Annotated in this window: 15 protein-coding genes; 7 read left to right on the top strand and 8 right to left on the bottom strand. The window is 70.9% G+C overall.

Going from position 1 to position 14,505, the window contains the following annotated elements; translation table 11 throughout:
- On the top strand, positions 1 to 1,971 hold a 1,971-nt coding region (locus ACRDP3_RS25590), incomplete at its 5' end, for an alpha-mannosidase (RefSeq protein WP_431519365.1).
- 88 nt (positions 1,972 to 2,059) lie between these two features.
- Here ACRDP3_RS25590 and ACRDP3_RS25585 read toward each other — a convergent pair.
- Together ACRDP3_RS25585 and ACRDP3_RS25580 are read right to left on the bottom strand one after the other, a co-directional pair.
- Positions 2,060 to 3,490, bottom strand: coding sequence for a sensor histidine kinase (locus ACRDP3_RS25585; protein WP_431519364.1), 1,431 nt, complete (start codon positions 3,488 to 3,490; stop codon positions 2,060 to 2,062).
- A gap of 26 nt (positions 3,491 to 3,516) precedes the next feature.
- Positions 3,517 to 4,239, bottom strand: coding sequence for a response regulator transcription factor (locus ACRDP3_RS25580; RefSeq protein WP_431519363.1), 723 nt, complete (start codon positions 4,237 to 4,239; stop codon positions 3,517 to 3,519).
- Positions 4,240 to 4,529: 290 nt separating this feature from the next.
- On the opposite strand from ACRDP3_RS25580, the gene ACRDP3_RS25575 reads away from it, so the two are divergent.
- The 5 genes from ACRDP3_RS25575 to ACRDP3_RS25555 all read left to right on the top strand — a co-directional run bounded on the left by ACRDP3_RS25575 (position 4,530) and on the right by ACRDP3_RS25555 (position 9,782).
- Entirely contained in the window at positions 4,530 to 5,306 is a 777-nt protein-coding gene (locus ACRDP3_RS25575) for an amino acid ABC transporter ATP-binding protein (RefSeq protein ID WP_431519362.1), read from the top strand.
- A 49-nt stretch (positions 5,307 to 5,355) separates the two neighbouring features.
- Positions 5,356 to 6,276 (top strand): glutamate ABC transporter substrate-binding protein, encoded by a 921-nt coding sequence (locus ACRDP3_RS25570; RefSeq protein WP_431519361.1) that lies wholly within the window; start codon positions 5,356 to 5,358, stop codon positions 6,274 to 6,276.
- A 106-nt stretch (positions 6,277 to 6,382) separates the two neighbouring features.
- On the top strand, positions 6,383 to 7,030 hold the full coding sequence (locus ACRDP3_RS25565; RefSeq protein WP_431519360.1) for an amino acid ABC transporter permease: 648 nt from the start codon (positions 6,383 to 6,385) through the stop codon (positions 7,028 to 7,030).
- Positions 7,027 to 7,887 carry an amino acid ABC transporter permease gene (locus tag ACRDP3_RS25560; RefSeq protein WP_431519359.1) on the top strand — a complete coding sequence of 287 codons (861 nt, stop codon included), beginning with the start codon at positions 7,027 to 7,029 and terminating at the stop codon, positions 7,885 to 7,887. The genes ACRDP3_RS25565 and ACRDP3_RS25560 overlap by 4 nt, the downstream gene beginning before the upstream one ends.
- Positions 7,888 to 8,090: 203 nt before the next feature.
- On the top strand, positions 8,091 to 9,782 hold the full coding sequence (locus tag ACRDP3_RS25555; protein ID WP_431519358.1) for an FAD-dependent monooxygenase: 1,692 nt from the start codon (positions 8,091 to 8,093) through the stop codon (positions 9,780 to 9,782).
- A 27-nt stretch (positions 9,783 to 9,809) separates the two neighbouring features.
- Here ACRDP3_RS25555 and recX read toward each other — a convergent pair whose 3' ends face one another.
- The 6 genes from recX to ACRDP3_RS25525 form a co-directional block, all read right to left on the bottom strand.
- Positions 9,810 to 10,418, bottom strand: a complete 609-nt coding sequence (gene recX, locus ACRDP3_RS25550; RefSeq protein WP_431519357.1) for a recombination regulator RecX — start codon at positions 10,416 to 10,418, stop codon at positions 9,810 to 9,812.
- Positions 10,419 to 10,421: 3 nt separating this feature from the next.
- Entirely contained in the window at positions 10,422 to 11,558 is a 1,137-nt protein-coding gene (gene recA, locus ACRDP3_RS25545) for a recombinase RecA (protein WP_431519356.1), read from the bottom strand.
- Between the two features lie 227 nt (positions 11,559 to 11,785).
- Positions 11,786 to 11,980, bottom strand: coding sequence for a DUF3046 domain-containing protein (locus tag ACRDP3_RS25540; protein WP_431519355.1), 195 nt, complete (start codon positions 11,978 to 11,980; stop codon positions 11,786 to 11,788).
- Between the two features lie 235 nt (positions 11,981 to 12,215).
- Positions 12,216 to 12,521 (bottom strand): AzlD domain-containing protein, encoded by a 306-nt coding sequence (locus ACRDP3_RS25535; protein WP_431519354.1) that lies wholly within the window; start codon positions 12,519 to 12,521, stop codon positions 12,216 to 12,218.
- Positions 12,518 to 13,234 carry an AzlC family ABC transporter permease gene (locus tag ACRDP3_RS25530; protein WP_431519366.1) on the bottom strand — a complete coding sequence of 239 codons (717 nt, stop codon included), beginning with the start codon at positions 13,232 to 13,234 and terminating at the stop codon, positions 12,518 to 12,520. The genes ACRDP3_RS25535 and ACRDP3_RS25530 overlap by 4 nt, the downstream gene beginning before the upstream one ends.
- A gap of 178 nt (positions 13,235 to 13,412) precedes the next feature.
- Positions 13,413 to 14,246, bottom strand: a complete 834-nt coding sequence (locus tag ACRDP3_RS25525; protein WP_431519353.1) for an AraC family transcriptional regulator — start codon at positions 14,244 to 14,246, stop codon at positions 13,413 to 13,415.
- Positions 14,247 to 14,312: 66 nt separating this feature from the next.
- Between ACRDP3_RS25525 and ACRDP3_RS25520 the strand changes: the two genes are divergently transcribed.
- Positions 14,313 to 14,505: hypothetical protein (locus tag ACRDP3_RS25520; protein ID WP_431519352.1), on the top strand; the 193-nt coding region annotated here is incomplete at its 3' end.

Genomic DNA, 14,505 nt, shown 5'->3' with positions numbered 1-14,505 from the left:
GTGGACACCAAGGAGGTGTGGCTGCCGGACTCCTTCGGCTACACCGCCGCCATGCCGCAGATCGTGAAGCTGGCGGGGGCGAAGTGGTTCCTGACGCAGAAGATCTCCTGGAGCGAGACGAACAGGTTCCCGCACCACTCCTTCTGGTGGGAGGGCATCGACGGCACCCGCGTCTTCACCCACTTCCCGCCGGTGGACACCTACAACTCCGACCTGGGCGGCGAGGAGATGGCGCACGCCGCCCGCAACTACCGGGAGAAGGGCGCCGGTTCGCGGTCCCTGGTGCCGTTCGGCTGGGGCGACGGCGGTGGCGGTTCGACGCGGGAGATGCTGGCCCGGGCGGAGCGGCTGCGGGATCTGGAGGGCTCGCCGCGGGTGACCGTGGAGAAGCCGGCGGCGTTCTTCGAGAAGGCGCACGAGGAGTACGCGGAGCAGGCGCCCGTATGGGCGGGCGAGCTCTATCTGGAGCTGCACCGCGGCACCTACACCTCGCAGGCGAAGACCAAGCAGGGCAACCGGCACAGCGAATCGCTGCTGCGCGAGGCCGAGTTGTGGGCCGCGACCGCGGCCGTACGCACCGGGCACACCTACCCGTACGAGCAGCTGGAGCAGCTGTGGAAGACGGTGCTGCTGCACCAGTTCCACGACATCCTGCCGGGCTCGTCGATCGCCTGGGTGCACCGCGAGGCACGCGAGACGTACGCACGGGTACGGGCGGAGCTCGAGCAGATCATCGCCGACGCCCAGGCCGCGCTCGCCGGCGAGGGTGACGTGCCGCTCGCCTTCAACGCAGCCCCGCACACGCGTGACGGGGTCGCGGCGGGCGCGGCGGCGCCCGCGCAGGAACGTGTCGGCGGATGGCCGGCCGTCACGGTCGAGGAACGCCCGGACGGCGGCTGGCTGCTGGCCAACGGGCTGCTGCGGATCGAGGTGGACGGGCGCGGCCTGGTCGTATCCGCCTACGACGAGGACGCGGGCCGGGAGAGCGTCGCACCGGGCGGGGCGGCCAACCTCCTCCAGGTGCACCCCGACTTCCCCAACCACTGGGACGCCTGGGACGTGGACGCCTTCTACCGGCACAACGTCACCGACCTCACCGGCACCGACGACCTCACCCTCGCCGAGTCGGCGGACGACCGGGCCACCGTGCGCGTCGTCCGCTCCTTCGGCGGCTCCTCCGTGGTCCAGCTGCTCACTCTGCGGGCGGGCGCGAAGGTGCTCGACATCGACACCGAGGTGGACTGGCACGAGACCGAGAAGTTCCTCAAGGCGGCCTTCCCGCTGGATGTGAAGGCCGACCGGTCGGCGGCCGAGACGCAGTTCGGGCACGTCTTCCGACCGACCCACACCAACACCTCGTGGGAGACGGCGAAGTTCGAGATCTGCGCGCACCGCTGGCTCCAGGTCGAGGAGCCGGGCTGGGGCGCGGCCCTGGTCAACGACTCCACCTACGGGCACGACGTCACCCGTGAGATGCGCGCGGACGGCGGCCAGACCACCACGGTGCGGCTCTCCCTGCTGCGCGCGCCCCGCTATCCCGACCCGGAGACCGACCAGGGCACGCACCGGCTGCGCTACGCCCTCGCGCCGGGCGCGAGCGTCGGCGACGCGGTACGCGAGGGGCACCGGATCAATCTGCCGGAGCGCACCGTGCCGGGCAGCGGCAGCCCGGTCGCTCCTCTCGTCAGCGTGGACAACGACCAGGTGGTGGTGGAGGCGGTCAAGCTGGCGGAGGACCGCAGCGGCGACCTGGTGGTGCGGCTGTACGAGTCGCACGGCGGCCGTGGCCGCGCGGTGCTCTCGCCCGGCCTCCCGGTCACCTCGGTGACCGAGACGGATCTGCTGGAGCGGCCGCTCGCGGACGCGGAGGCGCGCGAGGTGGCGGCGGACGGCTCGGTCGAGGTGGCGCTGCGGCCGTTCCAGATCCTTACGCTGCGCCTGAGCCGCCTGAGCGGCCACGGCGCGGAGTGATCACCGGCCCGGCCGGGGACTGCGGCGTCCCCGGCCGGGCCGCGTCGAAGCCAGCCGACCGCGTCAAGCCGACGGGCTGCGTCAGCCGTCAGGCGCCCGGGGCCGGCCGCGACTCCCCGGTGTCCTCCGGCGGCGACGGCTCACTGCGCGGCAGGGTGATCACGACGCGCAGCCCGCGCGGCGTGTTGGGCCGGTAGGCGATGTCCGCCCCGCCCGCCGAGAGCAGCGCGCGGGTGATGGAGAGGCCGAGCCCGGAGCCGGACACGTTCTGGTGGCGGTTGCTGCGCCAGAAGCGGTCGCCGATGCGTTCCAGCTCCGACTGGCTCAGTCCCGGCCCGGCGTCGGCGACCTCCACGGTGACGCGCTCGCCCTCGGAGGCGACGCTCACCGTGACGCTCTCTCCCTCGGGGCTGAACTTGACGGCGTTGTCGACCACCGCGTCCAGCGCGCTGGACAGCGCCACCGGGTCCGCCCACCCGGTCGCGGCGGGCTGCCCGGCCGAGGCGAGGGTGACGCCCTTGCGTTCGGCGACGGGGCGCCACGCCTCCACCCGCTCGGCCGCCACCTCGGCCACGTCGGTCAGCCGCAGGTCGGCGGAGGCGTGCTCGGCCAGTGCCAGGTCGAGCAGGTCGTCCAGCACGCGGGCGAGCCGCTTGCCCTCGGCCTGTACGGACGCGAACTCCTCGTCCGCCCCGGGCAGCTCCAGACCGAGCAGCTCGATGCGCAGCAGCAGTGCGGACAGCGGGTTACGCAGCTGGTGCGAGGCGTCGGCCACGAAGGCGCGCTGCTGTTCCAGCACGCCTTCGACGTTGTCGGCCATCTCGTTGAACGAGCGGGCCAGCCGCTGAAGCTCCGGCGGACCGCCCGAGGCGGCGACCCGGCATTTGTACTGGCCCAGCGCGATCTCGTGAGCGGCCCGGTCCAGGGTGCGTACGGGCCGCAGCACCCAGCCCGTCATGCGCAGCGCCGCTCCGACGGCGAGCAGCAGCGCGGCGGCCTCGCCCACCGCGATCGGCAGCCAGTCCCGCAGGATCCGTGACCGCAGCTGCCCGGTCGGTGAGTCGGTGAGGACGACGGCGGCCACGTCACCGTCCCGTATGACGGGTGAGGCGACCGCTATCCGGCCCTCCTGCCACGGCCACACCTGCTTCGGGTCGTGACTGCGCCGCCCGGCGAGCGCCTCGGCGAAGGCGTCGGCGCCCTGGCCATCGCCGGGGACCTTCCAGCTGCCCGGCGCGACGCCCATGGCGTTCCCGTCCCGGTAGAAGACGCCGACGTTGATGCCGTACAGGGAGTGGTAGCGCTCCAGCTCCTCGCGCAGGATGCTGCGACGCTCGCTCTCCTCGCTCGGCGAGGCCACGAACTGCGCCAGCGCGGCGAAGCGCGCGGTGTCGTCGATGCGATCGACCACGGCGCGCTGCTGTTCGGCGGCGGCCTGGCTCGCGGCGAGCGGGAATCCCAGCGCGAGCAGCGCGCCGGAGAGCAGGACGATCAGCAGCAGGAGCAGTCGGTTGCGCATCTCGATTCCGGGTCGTTCCCGAGCCGCTACGCCGTCGGCGCCGAAGGGGCGACGAGCCGGTAGCCCACCCCGCGCACCGTCTCGATCAGCGCGGGCAGCCGCAGCTTGGCACGCAGGGACGCGACATGCACCTCGAGCGTCCGCCCGGTCCCCTCCCAGCTGGTACGCCAGACCTCGCTGATGATCTGCTCCCGCCGGAAGACGACGCCGGGGCGCTGTGCGAGCAGCGCGAGCACGTCGAACTCCTTGCGGGTGAGCGCGACGGTGACGCCGTCGACGGTCACCTGGCGAGTGGGCAGCTCGATGGTCACCGCGCCCAGCCGCAGCGTGCCGGACCCGGAGGCACCCTCCTCGCCCTGGACGTCCGCGTGCTCCTCGCTCGCCGCCCGGCGGCTGACCGCGTGGATGCGGGCGAGCAGTTCGCCGGTGTCGTACGGCTTGACCACGTAGTCGTCGGCCCCGAGGTTGAGCCCGTGGATCCGCGACCGTACGCCGCCGCGCGCGGTCACCATGATCACGGGGGTGGAGCTGATCTTCCGGATCCGGCCGCAGACCTCGAAGCCGTCCTGATCCGGCAGGCCCAGGTCGAGCAGCACGACGCCGAAGGGCTCCACGTCCTCGGAGGGCAGCAGCTCCTGCAGGGCTTCCTCGCCGCTGCGGGTGTGCACGACGTCGAAGCCGTGCCGTGCCAGTACGGCGGAGAGCGCGGCGGCGACGTGGTTGTCGTCCTCGACGAGCAGCAGCCTCACTCCGGACCTCCCTCCGCGGTGCTGTGCGCAGACAGTGCCGCATGCGCGGCCCGGCACTGCATCCACCCGTATTCGCGCAGGTGAGTCAAGGGGTACCCCGTGGCACAACGGTTTCTGTTATGGAGCCGGTACGCTACGGCGCGAAACCTCACTATCCCTTTCATCCCCCTTCTCCCATCGTGCCCGCTTGCGGCTGAATCGTTATCCTCAATTTCCCCTCAGATGTAATGACGCTGGTGGTGGTGGCTCATTAGTGTCCTCGCAACCGACGAGGACGGAGCAACACGCCGATGAGCGAAGTATCGGTGACCAAGGACGCCGCCCCGGCGGCGGACGAGCTGGTCGTACTGGACAACGTCAACAAGCACTTCGGTGCGCTGCATGTGCTCCAGGACATCGACCTGACCATCGCGCGCGGAGAGGTCGTCGTCGTTATCGGGCCCTCAGGGTCGGGCAAGTCCACGCTGTGCCGCACCATCAACCGGCTCGAGACGGTCGACACGGGCCGCATCTCGATCGACGGCGAACCGCTGCCCCAGGAGGGCAAGGCGCTGGCGAAGCTGCGCGCCGACGTCGGCATGGTCTTCCAGGCATTCAACCTCTTCGCACACAAAACGGTGCTGGAGAACGTGATGCTCGGGCAGACCAAGGTCCGGCGCACCGACAAGAAGGCGGCCGAGGAGAAGGCACGCGCGCTGCTGGACCGGGTCGGCGTGGGCAATCAGGCCGACAAGTACCCGGCGCAGCTCTCCGGCGGCCAGCAGCAGCGGGTGGCGATCGCCCGCGCGCTGGCGATGGACCCCAAGGTGATGCTCTTCGACGAGCCCACCTCCGCACTCGACCCCGAGATGATCAACGAGGTCCTCGAGGTCATGAAGCAGCTCGCGGAGGAGGGCATGACGATGGTCGTCGTCACCCATGAGATGGGCTTCGCGCGCTCCGCCGCGAACCGGGTCGTCTTCATGTCCGACGGCCGGATCGTCGAGGAGGCGACTCCGGAGCAGTTCTTCAACAATCCGCGCAGTGACCGCGCCAAGGACTTCCTGGCGAAGATCCTGCACCACTGACACCCGCCGGCCGGCACACCGCAGACTCACCAAGCAAGGGATGTTCACCATGAAGTTCCGCAAGACCGCCGCCGCGGCGGCCGTGGTCCTCACCATCACCCTGTCCGCCACCGGCTGCGGCGGCAAGAAGGGCAGCGCCGGCGACAAGCCGGGCGGCGACACGAACGAGAAGGCCCTGCCGACCTACAAGGTCGCCAAGGACGTCAAGATCGACTCGCCGGTGATCAAGAAGGCCCAGAAGCGCGGCAAGCTGATCATCGGCGCCAAGGCCGACCAGCCCTACCTCGGTTTCCAGGACCCGTCCTCGAAGAAGTACGAGGGCTTCGACGTCGAGGTCGCCAAGATGGTCGCGGCCGACCTGGGCTTCGACCCGGAGAAGGACGTCAAGTTCAAGACCATCGACTCCTCGATCCGGGAGACCGCGATCTCCAAGGGTCAGGTCGACCTCATGGTGGGCACCTACACCATGAACGACGAGCGGAAGAAGCAAGTCAGCTTCGCCGGTCCGTACTACATGGCCGGCCAGGACCTGCTGGTCCGCAAGGACGAGAAGTCGATCAAGGGTCCGGACAGCATCAAGGGCAAGAAGGTCTGCTCGATCACCGGTGCCACCCCGCTGCAGAACCTCAAGGACAACAAGTCCAAGTTCGGTGCCGAGCCGGTCGAGTTCGGCAAGTACACCGACTGCGTCAAGCAGCTGCTCGACGGCCAGGTCGACGCCATGACGACGGACGACGCGATCCTCAAGGGCTACGCAGCCGAGCGCCCGAAGAAGCTCAAGGTCGTCGGCGAGACCTTCAGCGACGAGCCCTACGGCATCGGCCTGAAGAAGGACGACAAGGAGCTGCAGAACGCCGTGCTGGACGCCATCGAGGCGCACCAGAAGGACGGCACCTGGAAGAAGGCCTACGACGCGACGCTGGGCCGCTCCGGCTCCAAGTTCGAGGAGCCGCCGGCCCTCGAGCGCTGACCGGCCGACAGGCCGACCGGCACCAGCACCATCCGCGTCCCGTACGTCCGCCCGAGCGGGCGGACGTACGGGACGCGGCATTCCCTGACCGCCCTGCGGAGACCCTATGAATGTTCTGCTCGACCACTTGGACCTGTTCCGCGACGGATTCATCGGAACGGTCTCGCTGACCGCGGCCAGCGCCCTGCTCGCGCTCGTGCTGGGCGTACTGATAGCCGGCTTCCGGGTCTCGCCCGTACCGCCCCTGCGCGCCTTCGGCACGGCCTGGGTGACGCTGCTGCGCAACACCCCGCTGACGCTGCTGTTCCTGGTGGCCTTCTTCGTGCTGCCGCAGATCGTCTTCCCCGGCATCAGCTCCTACGTCCTCGCTGTGCTGGCGCTCGGCTTCTACACCTCCTCCTTCGTCTGTGAGGCGGTGCGCTCCGGCATCAGCACCGTCGCGCTCGGCCAGGCGGAGGCGGCCCGCAGCCTTGGCATGACCTTCACGCAGACGCTCCGGATGATCGTGCTGCCTCAGGCGACACGCAGCGTGCTGCCACCGCTGAGCAGCATCATCATCGCGCTCACGAAGAACTCGGCCATCGCCGGCGCCTTCAACAACCCCGAACTCTTCAGCGTCCAGAAGGTACTCAGCGACAAGGGCTTCAACGCCATGGTCATCTTCTTGTGGGTGGCCCTCGCCTACCTCGTCCTCGTCTTCCTGATCAGCGGCCTGTTCCGGCTGCTGGAGCGTCGGATGGAGGTCGCCCGATGAGCTCGTCCGTCCTCTACGACACACCCGGCCCCAAGGCCCGCGTCCGCAACCGCGTGTACGCCGTCATCGGCTCGGCCGCAGTGATCGGCCTGGTCGGCTTCGTCATCTACCGGCTGGCCGCCAAGGGCCAGCTGGACGGTGCGATGTGGGACATCTTCAACTACGCCGGCGTGCGCAACTCCATCGCGGAAGGCATCGTCAGCACGCTCAAGGCCTTCGTGATCGGCGGCGTGCTGTCGCTGGTGCTCGCCGTGCTGCTGGCGGTGGGCAGGCTGTCCGTGCACAAGCCCGTCAGCTGGGTTGCCACCGGATTCATCGAGCTCTTCCGAGCCGTGCCGCTGCTGATCACCATCTACATCCTGTGGGTGGGCTTCTTCACCAGCGACCCGATGTGGGCGGTGGTCATCGGACTCACCCTCTACAACGGCGCCGTGCAGGCGGAGGTGCTGCGCGCGGGCATCATGTCGGTGCCCAAGGGACAGAGCGAGGCCGCGTACGCCATCGGGATGAGCAAGACCCAGGTGATGACGACGGTGCTGATCCCGCAGGCCGTACGGTCCATGCTGCCCACGATCGTCAGCCAGCTCGTGGTCACCCTCAAGGACACCTCGCTGGGCTTCGTGATCACCTACGAAGAGCTGCTCTACGCGGGGCGCCAGATGGCGAACACCATCCTGGTGGACGGCGAGAACCCCTACGTTCCGATCGTCCTGGTCTTCGGCGCCATCTATGTGGCGATGTGCCTCGCCCTCTCGGCGCTGGCCAACTGGATCGAGCGGCGTGGCCGCCGGGCCAAGACCGGTATCAAGGTCGCCGAGGCGGAGAAGGCGGCGCCCGACATGGGCAACGTGGCCTGACGGCTGCGAACGGCAGAACTGCGGGGGCGGTGGCCCGGACAGATCACGACATGTCCGGGCCACCGCCCTCGCAGCTTGACGGGTGACCTGGCACTGGGTTGCATACGTTTCGTGATCGTGCACCGGGCGCCACTCGTTTCCACTTCCCCCTCTCGAACGGCTCGTGCGGCCAGTGCTGCCCGGCGCCGCCCGGAGACGCACGGGTGAGCGAATCCGACGTCATCATCGTCGGCGCCGGACCGTCCGGGCTCGCGCTGTCGCTGTCGCTGGCCCGGTACGGGGTGCCGTCACTCGTGCTGGACAGCGGCGACGGTCACGTCGCCCCGCGCGCGGCCCGCAGCTGTTTACTGCGACCGGACACCGCGGCGTGGCTGCAGACCTCACCCGAACCAGGTATTCCGGCGACCCGTTGGACACGCTGGCGCACCCAGCGGCGCCGACAGCTCGTCCAGGACGTGGAGTTGTCCGAGGAGACCTCACCGGTCCACCTGGAGCAGCACGCGCTGGAGCGCGGCCTGCGGGCCGCCCTCGCGCGGGAGAAGCTCGCCCGGGTCGTGACCGGCAGCCATCTGGACATTCTCGAGCAGGACGCCGCCGGGGTCACCGCGCACACCCGGCCTCGCGGTTCGTCCGGCGTGGCCGGGCGCGAAGGCGGCACGTGGTGGCGCGGCAGCTATCTGGTGGGCTGCGACGGGGCACGGTCGACGGTACGGAAGCTGCTCGGCGTGCGGTTCACGGGGCGCACGGCCGTCGAGCGGCACGCTGTCGCGGCACTGCGTACCCGGCTGCCCTGGGAGGACCAGGCACTGCTGCACCGTGATCCCGACGGCACACCCGGCGAGGTGACCGCGCGGCCACTGCCCGGCGGAGTGTGGCGGCTGGACTGGCTGCTTCCGCCGCGCGGTGAACTGGTCACTCCCGAAGCGCTGCTGGACCGGGTCGGCACGACGCTCGCCCAGTGGTACGACACCGGCCACGGCGAACACGCCACTCCCGGGCCCTACGAACTCCTCGACACCGGGGTGCACACCGCACACCAACGGCTCGCCCAGCGCTGGCGCGTGGACCGCGCCTTTCTCGCCGGGGACGCGGCACACCTGGTCGGTGCGCTGGGCGTGCAGTCGGTGGACGAGGGGCTGCGGGACGTCGCCAATCTGGCGTGGAAGCTCGCGCTGGCCTGGCACGAAGCGGGCGGCGCCCGGGGGCGGCGGGTCGACCGGGACGCCACCGAGACCCTGCTGGACAGTTACGAGACGGAGCGGCGCGGCGCCGTCGGCGCCCGGCTGCGGGCGGTCGACCAGGCGCTGCCGCTGGTGCGGCGTGCGGGCGGGGGGCTGCGCACCATGCTGCCGGGCGGTGGTGCCCGTACACCGCTGGAGCTGCTGACCGACGGGCATCTGGGGCGTGGACCGCTGGGGGCGCCCGCCGCGTACCGGCGTTCGCCGCTGGCGCCGGCGCGGAACGCCGTCGACACCGTGCTCGTCGATACGGCGCCGGGTGCTCCCGTGCACGATGTGCCGGTGATCGCCTTGACCGGGGAGCGCGGCCGGCTGCGGGGGCGGCTGGGCGGCAGGGGCGGCGAGCTGCTGGTACTGCTCGTGGCGCCGGGCACCGGCGTGTGGGACAGCCGGCACTGGCTGTCAGCGGGAATGATGCCCGAACTCGTCGCCGCCGTGGAGGCGTTGCCGCTGCACGCCGAACTGCTGGTGGCCGAGGACTACCCGGGGGCGGCGGCTCACACAGTGCTGGTGATACGGCCCGACGGGCATCTGGTGGCCGCCCTGCCGGGGCCGCGGACCGCACAACTACGGGCCTGCGTGGACGCGTTGCGCGGCGGGACGCTCCCGGACCGCACACCGGCCTCCCGCGAGACACCCCGCCGGGACAGGTTCTAGCTCATCGGCCCGTCGCCGGGACGGGTCTCAGCATTCCGGCAGGTGCTGCTCCAGCAGTTCCGGGTCCTCGCCCTCTTCCTCCAGCGCCCGCCTGACCACGCGCAGGGCGAGCCCTTCGCCGTACCCCTTGCGGGCCAGCATCCCGGCGAGGCGGCGGATGCGCTTGTCCCGGTCCAGGCCTCTGGTGGACCGCAGCTTGCGGTCCACCAGGGCGCGGGCGGTCTCCGCCTCCTGTCCGGAGTCGAGCTGCCCGACCGCCTCGTCGATGAGCTCGGAGTCCACGCCCTTGGTGCGCAGTTCACGGGCGAGCGCCCGGCGCGCCAGCCCGCGTCCGCGGTGCCGCGACTCGACCCAGGCGGCCGCGAACGCGGCGTCATCGATCAGCCCGACGTCCTCGAAGCGGGAGAGCACCTCCTCGGCCGCCTCGTCGGGGATCTCCCGCTTGCGCAGGGCCTCGGCAAGCTGCCGGCGGGTACGGGGCGTCCCGGTGAGCAGCCGCAGGCAGATCGCACGCGCCTGCTCCACCGGGTCCCGCTGCGCGGGGTCCTGCCGCATGCGCGGTGATCCCACCTCGGCCCTCGACGAGGTGGGATCACCGCCGTCTTCTCGCACCGGCCAGTGGCTGCGCCGCGTCACGGATCAGCTCTTGGCGACGGCGGACTTGGCCGCCTTGGCCTTCGACGCCGGTGCGGGCACCGACTTGGCTGCGGCGTCGGCCACCTCGGCCGCCGGTCCCGCGCCCGCCGCATCCGCGCCGGGCTCGCCCGTGGGCTCTTCCGGCTTCACACCGATGCCCAGCTTCTCCTTGATCTTCTTCTCGATCTCGTTGGCCAGATCGGGGTTGTCACGGAGGAAGTTGCGGGAGTTCTCCTTGCCCTGGCCCAACTGGTCGCCCTCGTAGGTGTACCAGGCGCCGGACTTGCGGACGAAGCCGTTCTCGACGCCCATGTCGATCAGGCCGCCTTCACGGCTGATGCCCTGCCCGTACAGGATGTCGAACTCGGCCTGCTTGAAGGGCGGAGCGACCTTGTTCTTGACGACCTTGACGCGGGTGCGGTTGCCCACCGCGTCGGTGCCGTCCTTGAGCGTCTCGATCCGGCGGATGTCGAGCCGCACCGAGGCGTAGAACTTCAGCGCCCGGCCACCGGTGGTGGTCTCGGGCGAGCCGAACATCACGCCGACCTTCTCCCGCAGCTGGTTGATGAAGATCGCCGTGGTCTTGGAGTGGTTGAGCGCGCCGGTGATCTTCCGCAGCGCCTGGCTCATCAGCCGCGCCTGGAGGCCGACGTGCGAGTCGCCCATCTCACCCTCGATCTCCGCACGCGGTACGAGCGCGGCGACGGAGTCGATGACGATCAGGTCCAGTGCGCCGGAGCGGATCAGCATGTCGACGATTTCCAGCGCCTGTTCGCCGTTGTCCGGCTGAGAGAGGATCAGAGCGTCGGTGTCCACGCCGAGCTTCTTGGCGTACTCGGGGTCGAGCGCGTGCTCGGCGTCCACGAACGCGACGGTGCCGCCGCCCTTTTGGGCATTGGCCACCGCGTGCAGGGTCAGGGTCGTCTTGCCGGAGGCCTCCGGCCCGAACACCTCCACCACGCGGCCGCGCGGCAGGCCGCCGACGCCGAGTGCGACATCGAGGGCGGTGGACCCGGTGGGGATGATCTCGACCGGCTCGTTCGGCCGCTCCCCCATGCGCATCACGGCGCCCTTGCCGAACTGCCGTTCAATCTGCGCGAGGGCTGTTTCGAGCGCCTTCTCGCGGTCGGTTCCTGCCATGGGTGCCACCCGGTTCGCTTGAGTCGATCGCTTCACGTCAATGACGCTAGCGGCTGCCACTGACAATCGGTCCGGATCCCCCTCCCCCGACGACGCCCGGCGCATGAGTACCCGCCGGGACCCCTATGAGAATCCATGTTCGATTTTTGCGTCAAGTCACCCCGGAATCCTGTGGATAACTCACAAAACCCCAGTTCACAGCCGTCGGCCGCACCGTCGGCACCGGGTCATCTCTTGTCGGCCGGTACATCCAGCGCCGTGCACACCGCCCGCCAGATCTCCTTCGCGTCCCACCCCGCGTCCAGCGCCTCACAGACCGTACGGCCGCCGAGTTCGGCCATCACATGGTCCCGCGCGAAGGAGTCGGCGTAGGCGTCACCGAAGTGATCAGCCATCCGCTGCCAGAAGTCCGTCAACCGCATGACCCCAGTATCCCGCCCCGGTTCTCACGGGGTTCACGGGAGCCAGTGCCGTGACCGGCAATGTTTGCCCGTCAAGGAGCGTCGTCCAGCATGGGGTCTCCCCGGGCCGCAGGCCCAGGGGACGCGATCGCAAGGCGGCCGGAAGTCCTTGTAGCGGAGCTACCAGGGCTTTCGGCCAACGCCGCGAGGGTGCGTGATGGGCGGCGCGACAGGGCAAACCTTGCCGGGAGGGGCACTAGCCCAGGGCGCGTACCGCCGCGGTGACCAGGACGGCGACACCGACGACCAGCAGGAAGGGCGCGCGCAGCAGCAGCGCCCCGGCCGCCGCCGCCAGCCCCGCCGCCTTCGCGTCCACCATCACAGCCGCGCCGTCACCGAACGTCTGCTGCGCGGTCAGCGCCGCGAGCAGAGCCACCGGAATCAGTGCGGCCAGCCGCCGGACCAACGGCCGTTCCAGCACCCCCGCGGGCACCGACAGGCCGAGCACCTTGGCCAGGTAGCAGCCCACCGCGGTCGCCGCTATCGCGATCCACACGTTCACCGTCCCTCCTCCCCCGCACTCGCGGGCCCGCGGTCCCCGCTTCGCCGCGCGAACAGTCCCCGCAGCAGCAGAACGGCCGGCGCGGCCAGCCCCGCGAGCAGCACCGGGACCCCGGCCGGCAGCACAGGCAGCAGGCACAGGCCCAGCACGCTCGCCAGCCCCGCCGTCGCCCGCTCCGCGGCCGTCCGCAGCATGGGCGCCAGCAGCGCCAGGAAGACGGCGGGGCCGGCCGCGTCCAGGCCCCAGGCGTTGATGTCGCCCAGCGCCTCGGCACCCAGCGCGCCCAGCAGCGTGGTGAGGTTCCACAGCAGGAAGAGAGTCGTCCCCGTCACGGTGAAGCCGATGCGGGCGGCGCGCCGCCCGGGCTGTGCGAGGGCGACGGCCGACGTTTCGTCGATCACCCAGTGGGCGGCCAGCGGGCGCACCGCGCGGGGCAGCCGCAGCAGCGTGGACAGCCGCAGGCCGTAGAAGGAGTTCCGTACGCCCAGGAAGAAGGCGCCGGCGGCGGCGGTGAGTGGATTGCCGCCCGCCGCCAGCGCCCCGACGAGCGCGAACTGCGAGGCGCCGGTGAAGACGAAGAGGCTGAGCGCACAGGCCTGCGGCACGCTGAGTCCGGCGCCCGCGGCGGTCACGCCGAAGGCGAAGCCGGACAGCCCGACGGCGACGCCGACGCCCAGCGCGTCACGGACGACCGCGCGGTCGCCGGGCCCCAGGCCACCGGGACCCCGGTCGGGGGGATCCGCTCCGCCGGGATCCGCGCCGCGGCCCGCTCTGGGGAATATTTCAGGTTGATCTGACTTTTCCAGCACGCGTGCCACGCTAAGCGAGGCGTCCACCAGCGGTCTTGTACGTTTTTGCGCGCCCCCGCGCACACCCCCGCTCGCCTGCCCCTCACCCAGGTCCGCGCCCCGGGCGCTCGCGCTGGTACGCACCGGGCGGCACCCCCACGATCCGGCTGAAGTGCCGGTTCAGATGCGGCTGGTCGGTGAACCCGACGGCCACCGCGGTCTCCGCAGGCGTCGTCCCGGCGTCCAGCAGCGCACGCGCCCGGTGCACGCGGGCGTCCGTCAGCCAGGCGTGCGGCGGCATTCCGTATCGCTCCTGGTAGGCGCGCAGCAGCGCGAAGGGCCCGGTGCCCAGTTCGGCGGCAAGCCGTTCCAGAGTGGGTGGATCGGCCATCCGCTCCACCAGGATCGCGCGGGCCCGCTCGGCCGTACGGGCGCCGGCGGTACGCACCTCGCGGACCGGCAGGGCGCTGCCGTGCAGTCTCAGCAGGCGGGCGATGGTCGTCCGTAGCAGGCTGTCCGCCGCGAGAGCCTGCCCCTGCTCGGCGGCGCGGTGCACGCGGGCGACGAGGCGGGCGGAGGCGGCGTCGTCCACGGCCGGCGCGGCGAATCCGGGAGTACCGCGGATCACGGTGGTCTCGGCGGCTATCTCCGCGACCAGCTCAGGCTCGGGATAGAGCACGTCGTAACGCCACCCCTCGGGCACACCGGCCTTACCGGTGTGCGGGGTGTCGGGGTTGATGAGGGCGAGCCCGCCGGGACCCGTGCGGTGCTCACCGCCACCCTGGTCGAAGACCTCCACGCCCTCGGCGATGGCGGCGATGACGTAGGCGGCGTGCGTGTGCCGCGCGAACGTCTTGCGTACATACCGGGCGCACAGCAGATCGACGCCCGGCAGCCGCGGATGCTGCCAGTAGCGCGCGCTCTCACCGGTCGCCATGGCTCCAATTCTGCGCCCTGCCGCCGACAGCCTGGATTGTCACTGGCGGGGTGCACGATGGGTGTCATGGGTCAGACCTCGCCGAATTCCTCGTCCGGGCCCGCAGTGCCGGGGCCCGCGGCGCTGGACGGATTCTCGCCCGCGACCCGGGCCTGGTTCACGGGTGCCTTCAGCGCGCCCACAGCCGCCCAGGCCGGGGCGTGGCGTGCGCTGGCCGAGAAGTCCGACGCGCTCGTCGTCGCCCCCACCGGGTCCGGGA

Origin of the sequence: Streptomyces sp. (assembly GCF_050698815.1) — a bacterium.
Lineage (GTDB): Bacteria > Actinomycetota > Actinomycetes > Streptomycetales > Streptomycetaceae > Streptomyces.
This window is presented reverse-complemented; position numbering and strand designations above follow the sequence as displayed.

What these genes read in the sequence shown, in the direction of transcription:
- ACRDP3_RS25585 (WP_431519364.1), bottom strand. Translation starts at nt 3,490, where the DNA reads ATGCGCAACCGACTGCTCCTGCTGCTGATCGTCCTGCTCTCCGGCGCG.
- ACRDP3_RS25575 (WP_431519362.1), top strand. Translation starts at nt 4,530, where the DNA reads ATGAGCGAAGTATCGGTGACCAAGGACGCCGCCCCGGCGGCGGACGAG.
- ACRDP3_RS25570 (WP_431519361.1), top strand. Translation starts at nt 5,356, where the DNA reads ATGAAGTTCCGCAAGACCGCCGCCGCGGCGGCCGTGGTCCTCACCATC.
- ACRDP3_RS25565 (WP_431519360.1), top strand. Translation starts at nt 6,383, where the DNA reads ATGAATGTTCTGCTCGACCACTTGGACCTGTTCCGCGACGGATTCATC.
- ACRDP3_RS25560 (WP_431519359.1), top strand. Translation starts at nt 7,027, where the DNA reads ATGAGCTCGTCCGTCCTCTACGACACACCCGGCCCCAAGGCCCGCGTC.
- recA (WP_431519356.1), bottom strand. Translation starts at nt 11,558, where the DNA reads ATGGCAGGAACCGACCGCGAGAAGGCGCTCGAAACAGCCCTCGCGCAG.
- ACRDP3_RS25540 (WP_431519355.1), bottom strand. Translation starts at nt 11,980, where the DNA reads ATGCGGTTGACGGACTTCTGGCAGCGGATGGCTGATCACTTCGGTGAC.
- ACRDP3_RS25525 (WP_431519353.1), bottom strand. Translation starts at nt 14,246, where the DNA reads ATGGCGACCGGTGAGAGCGCGCGCTACTGGCAGCATCCGCGGCTGCCG.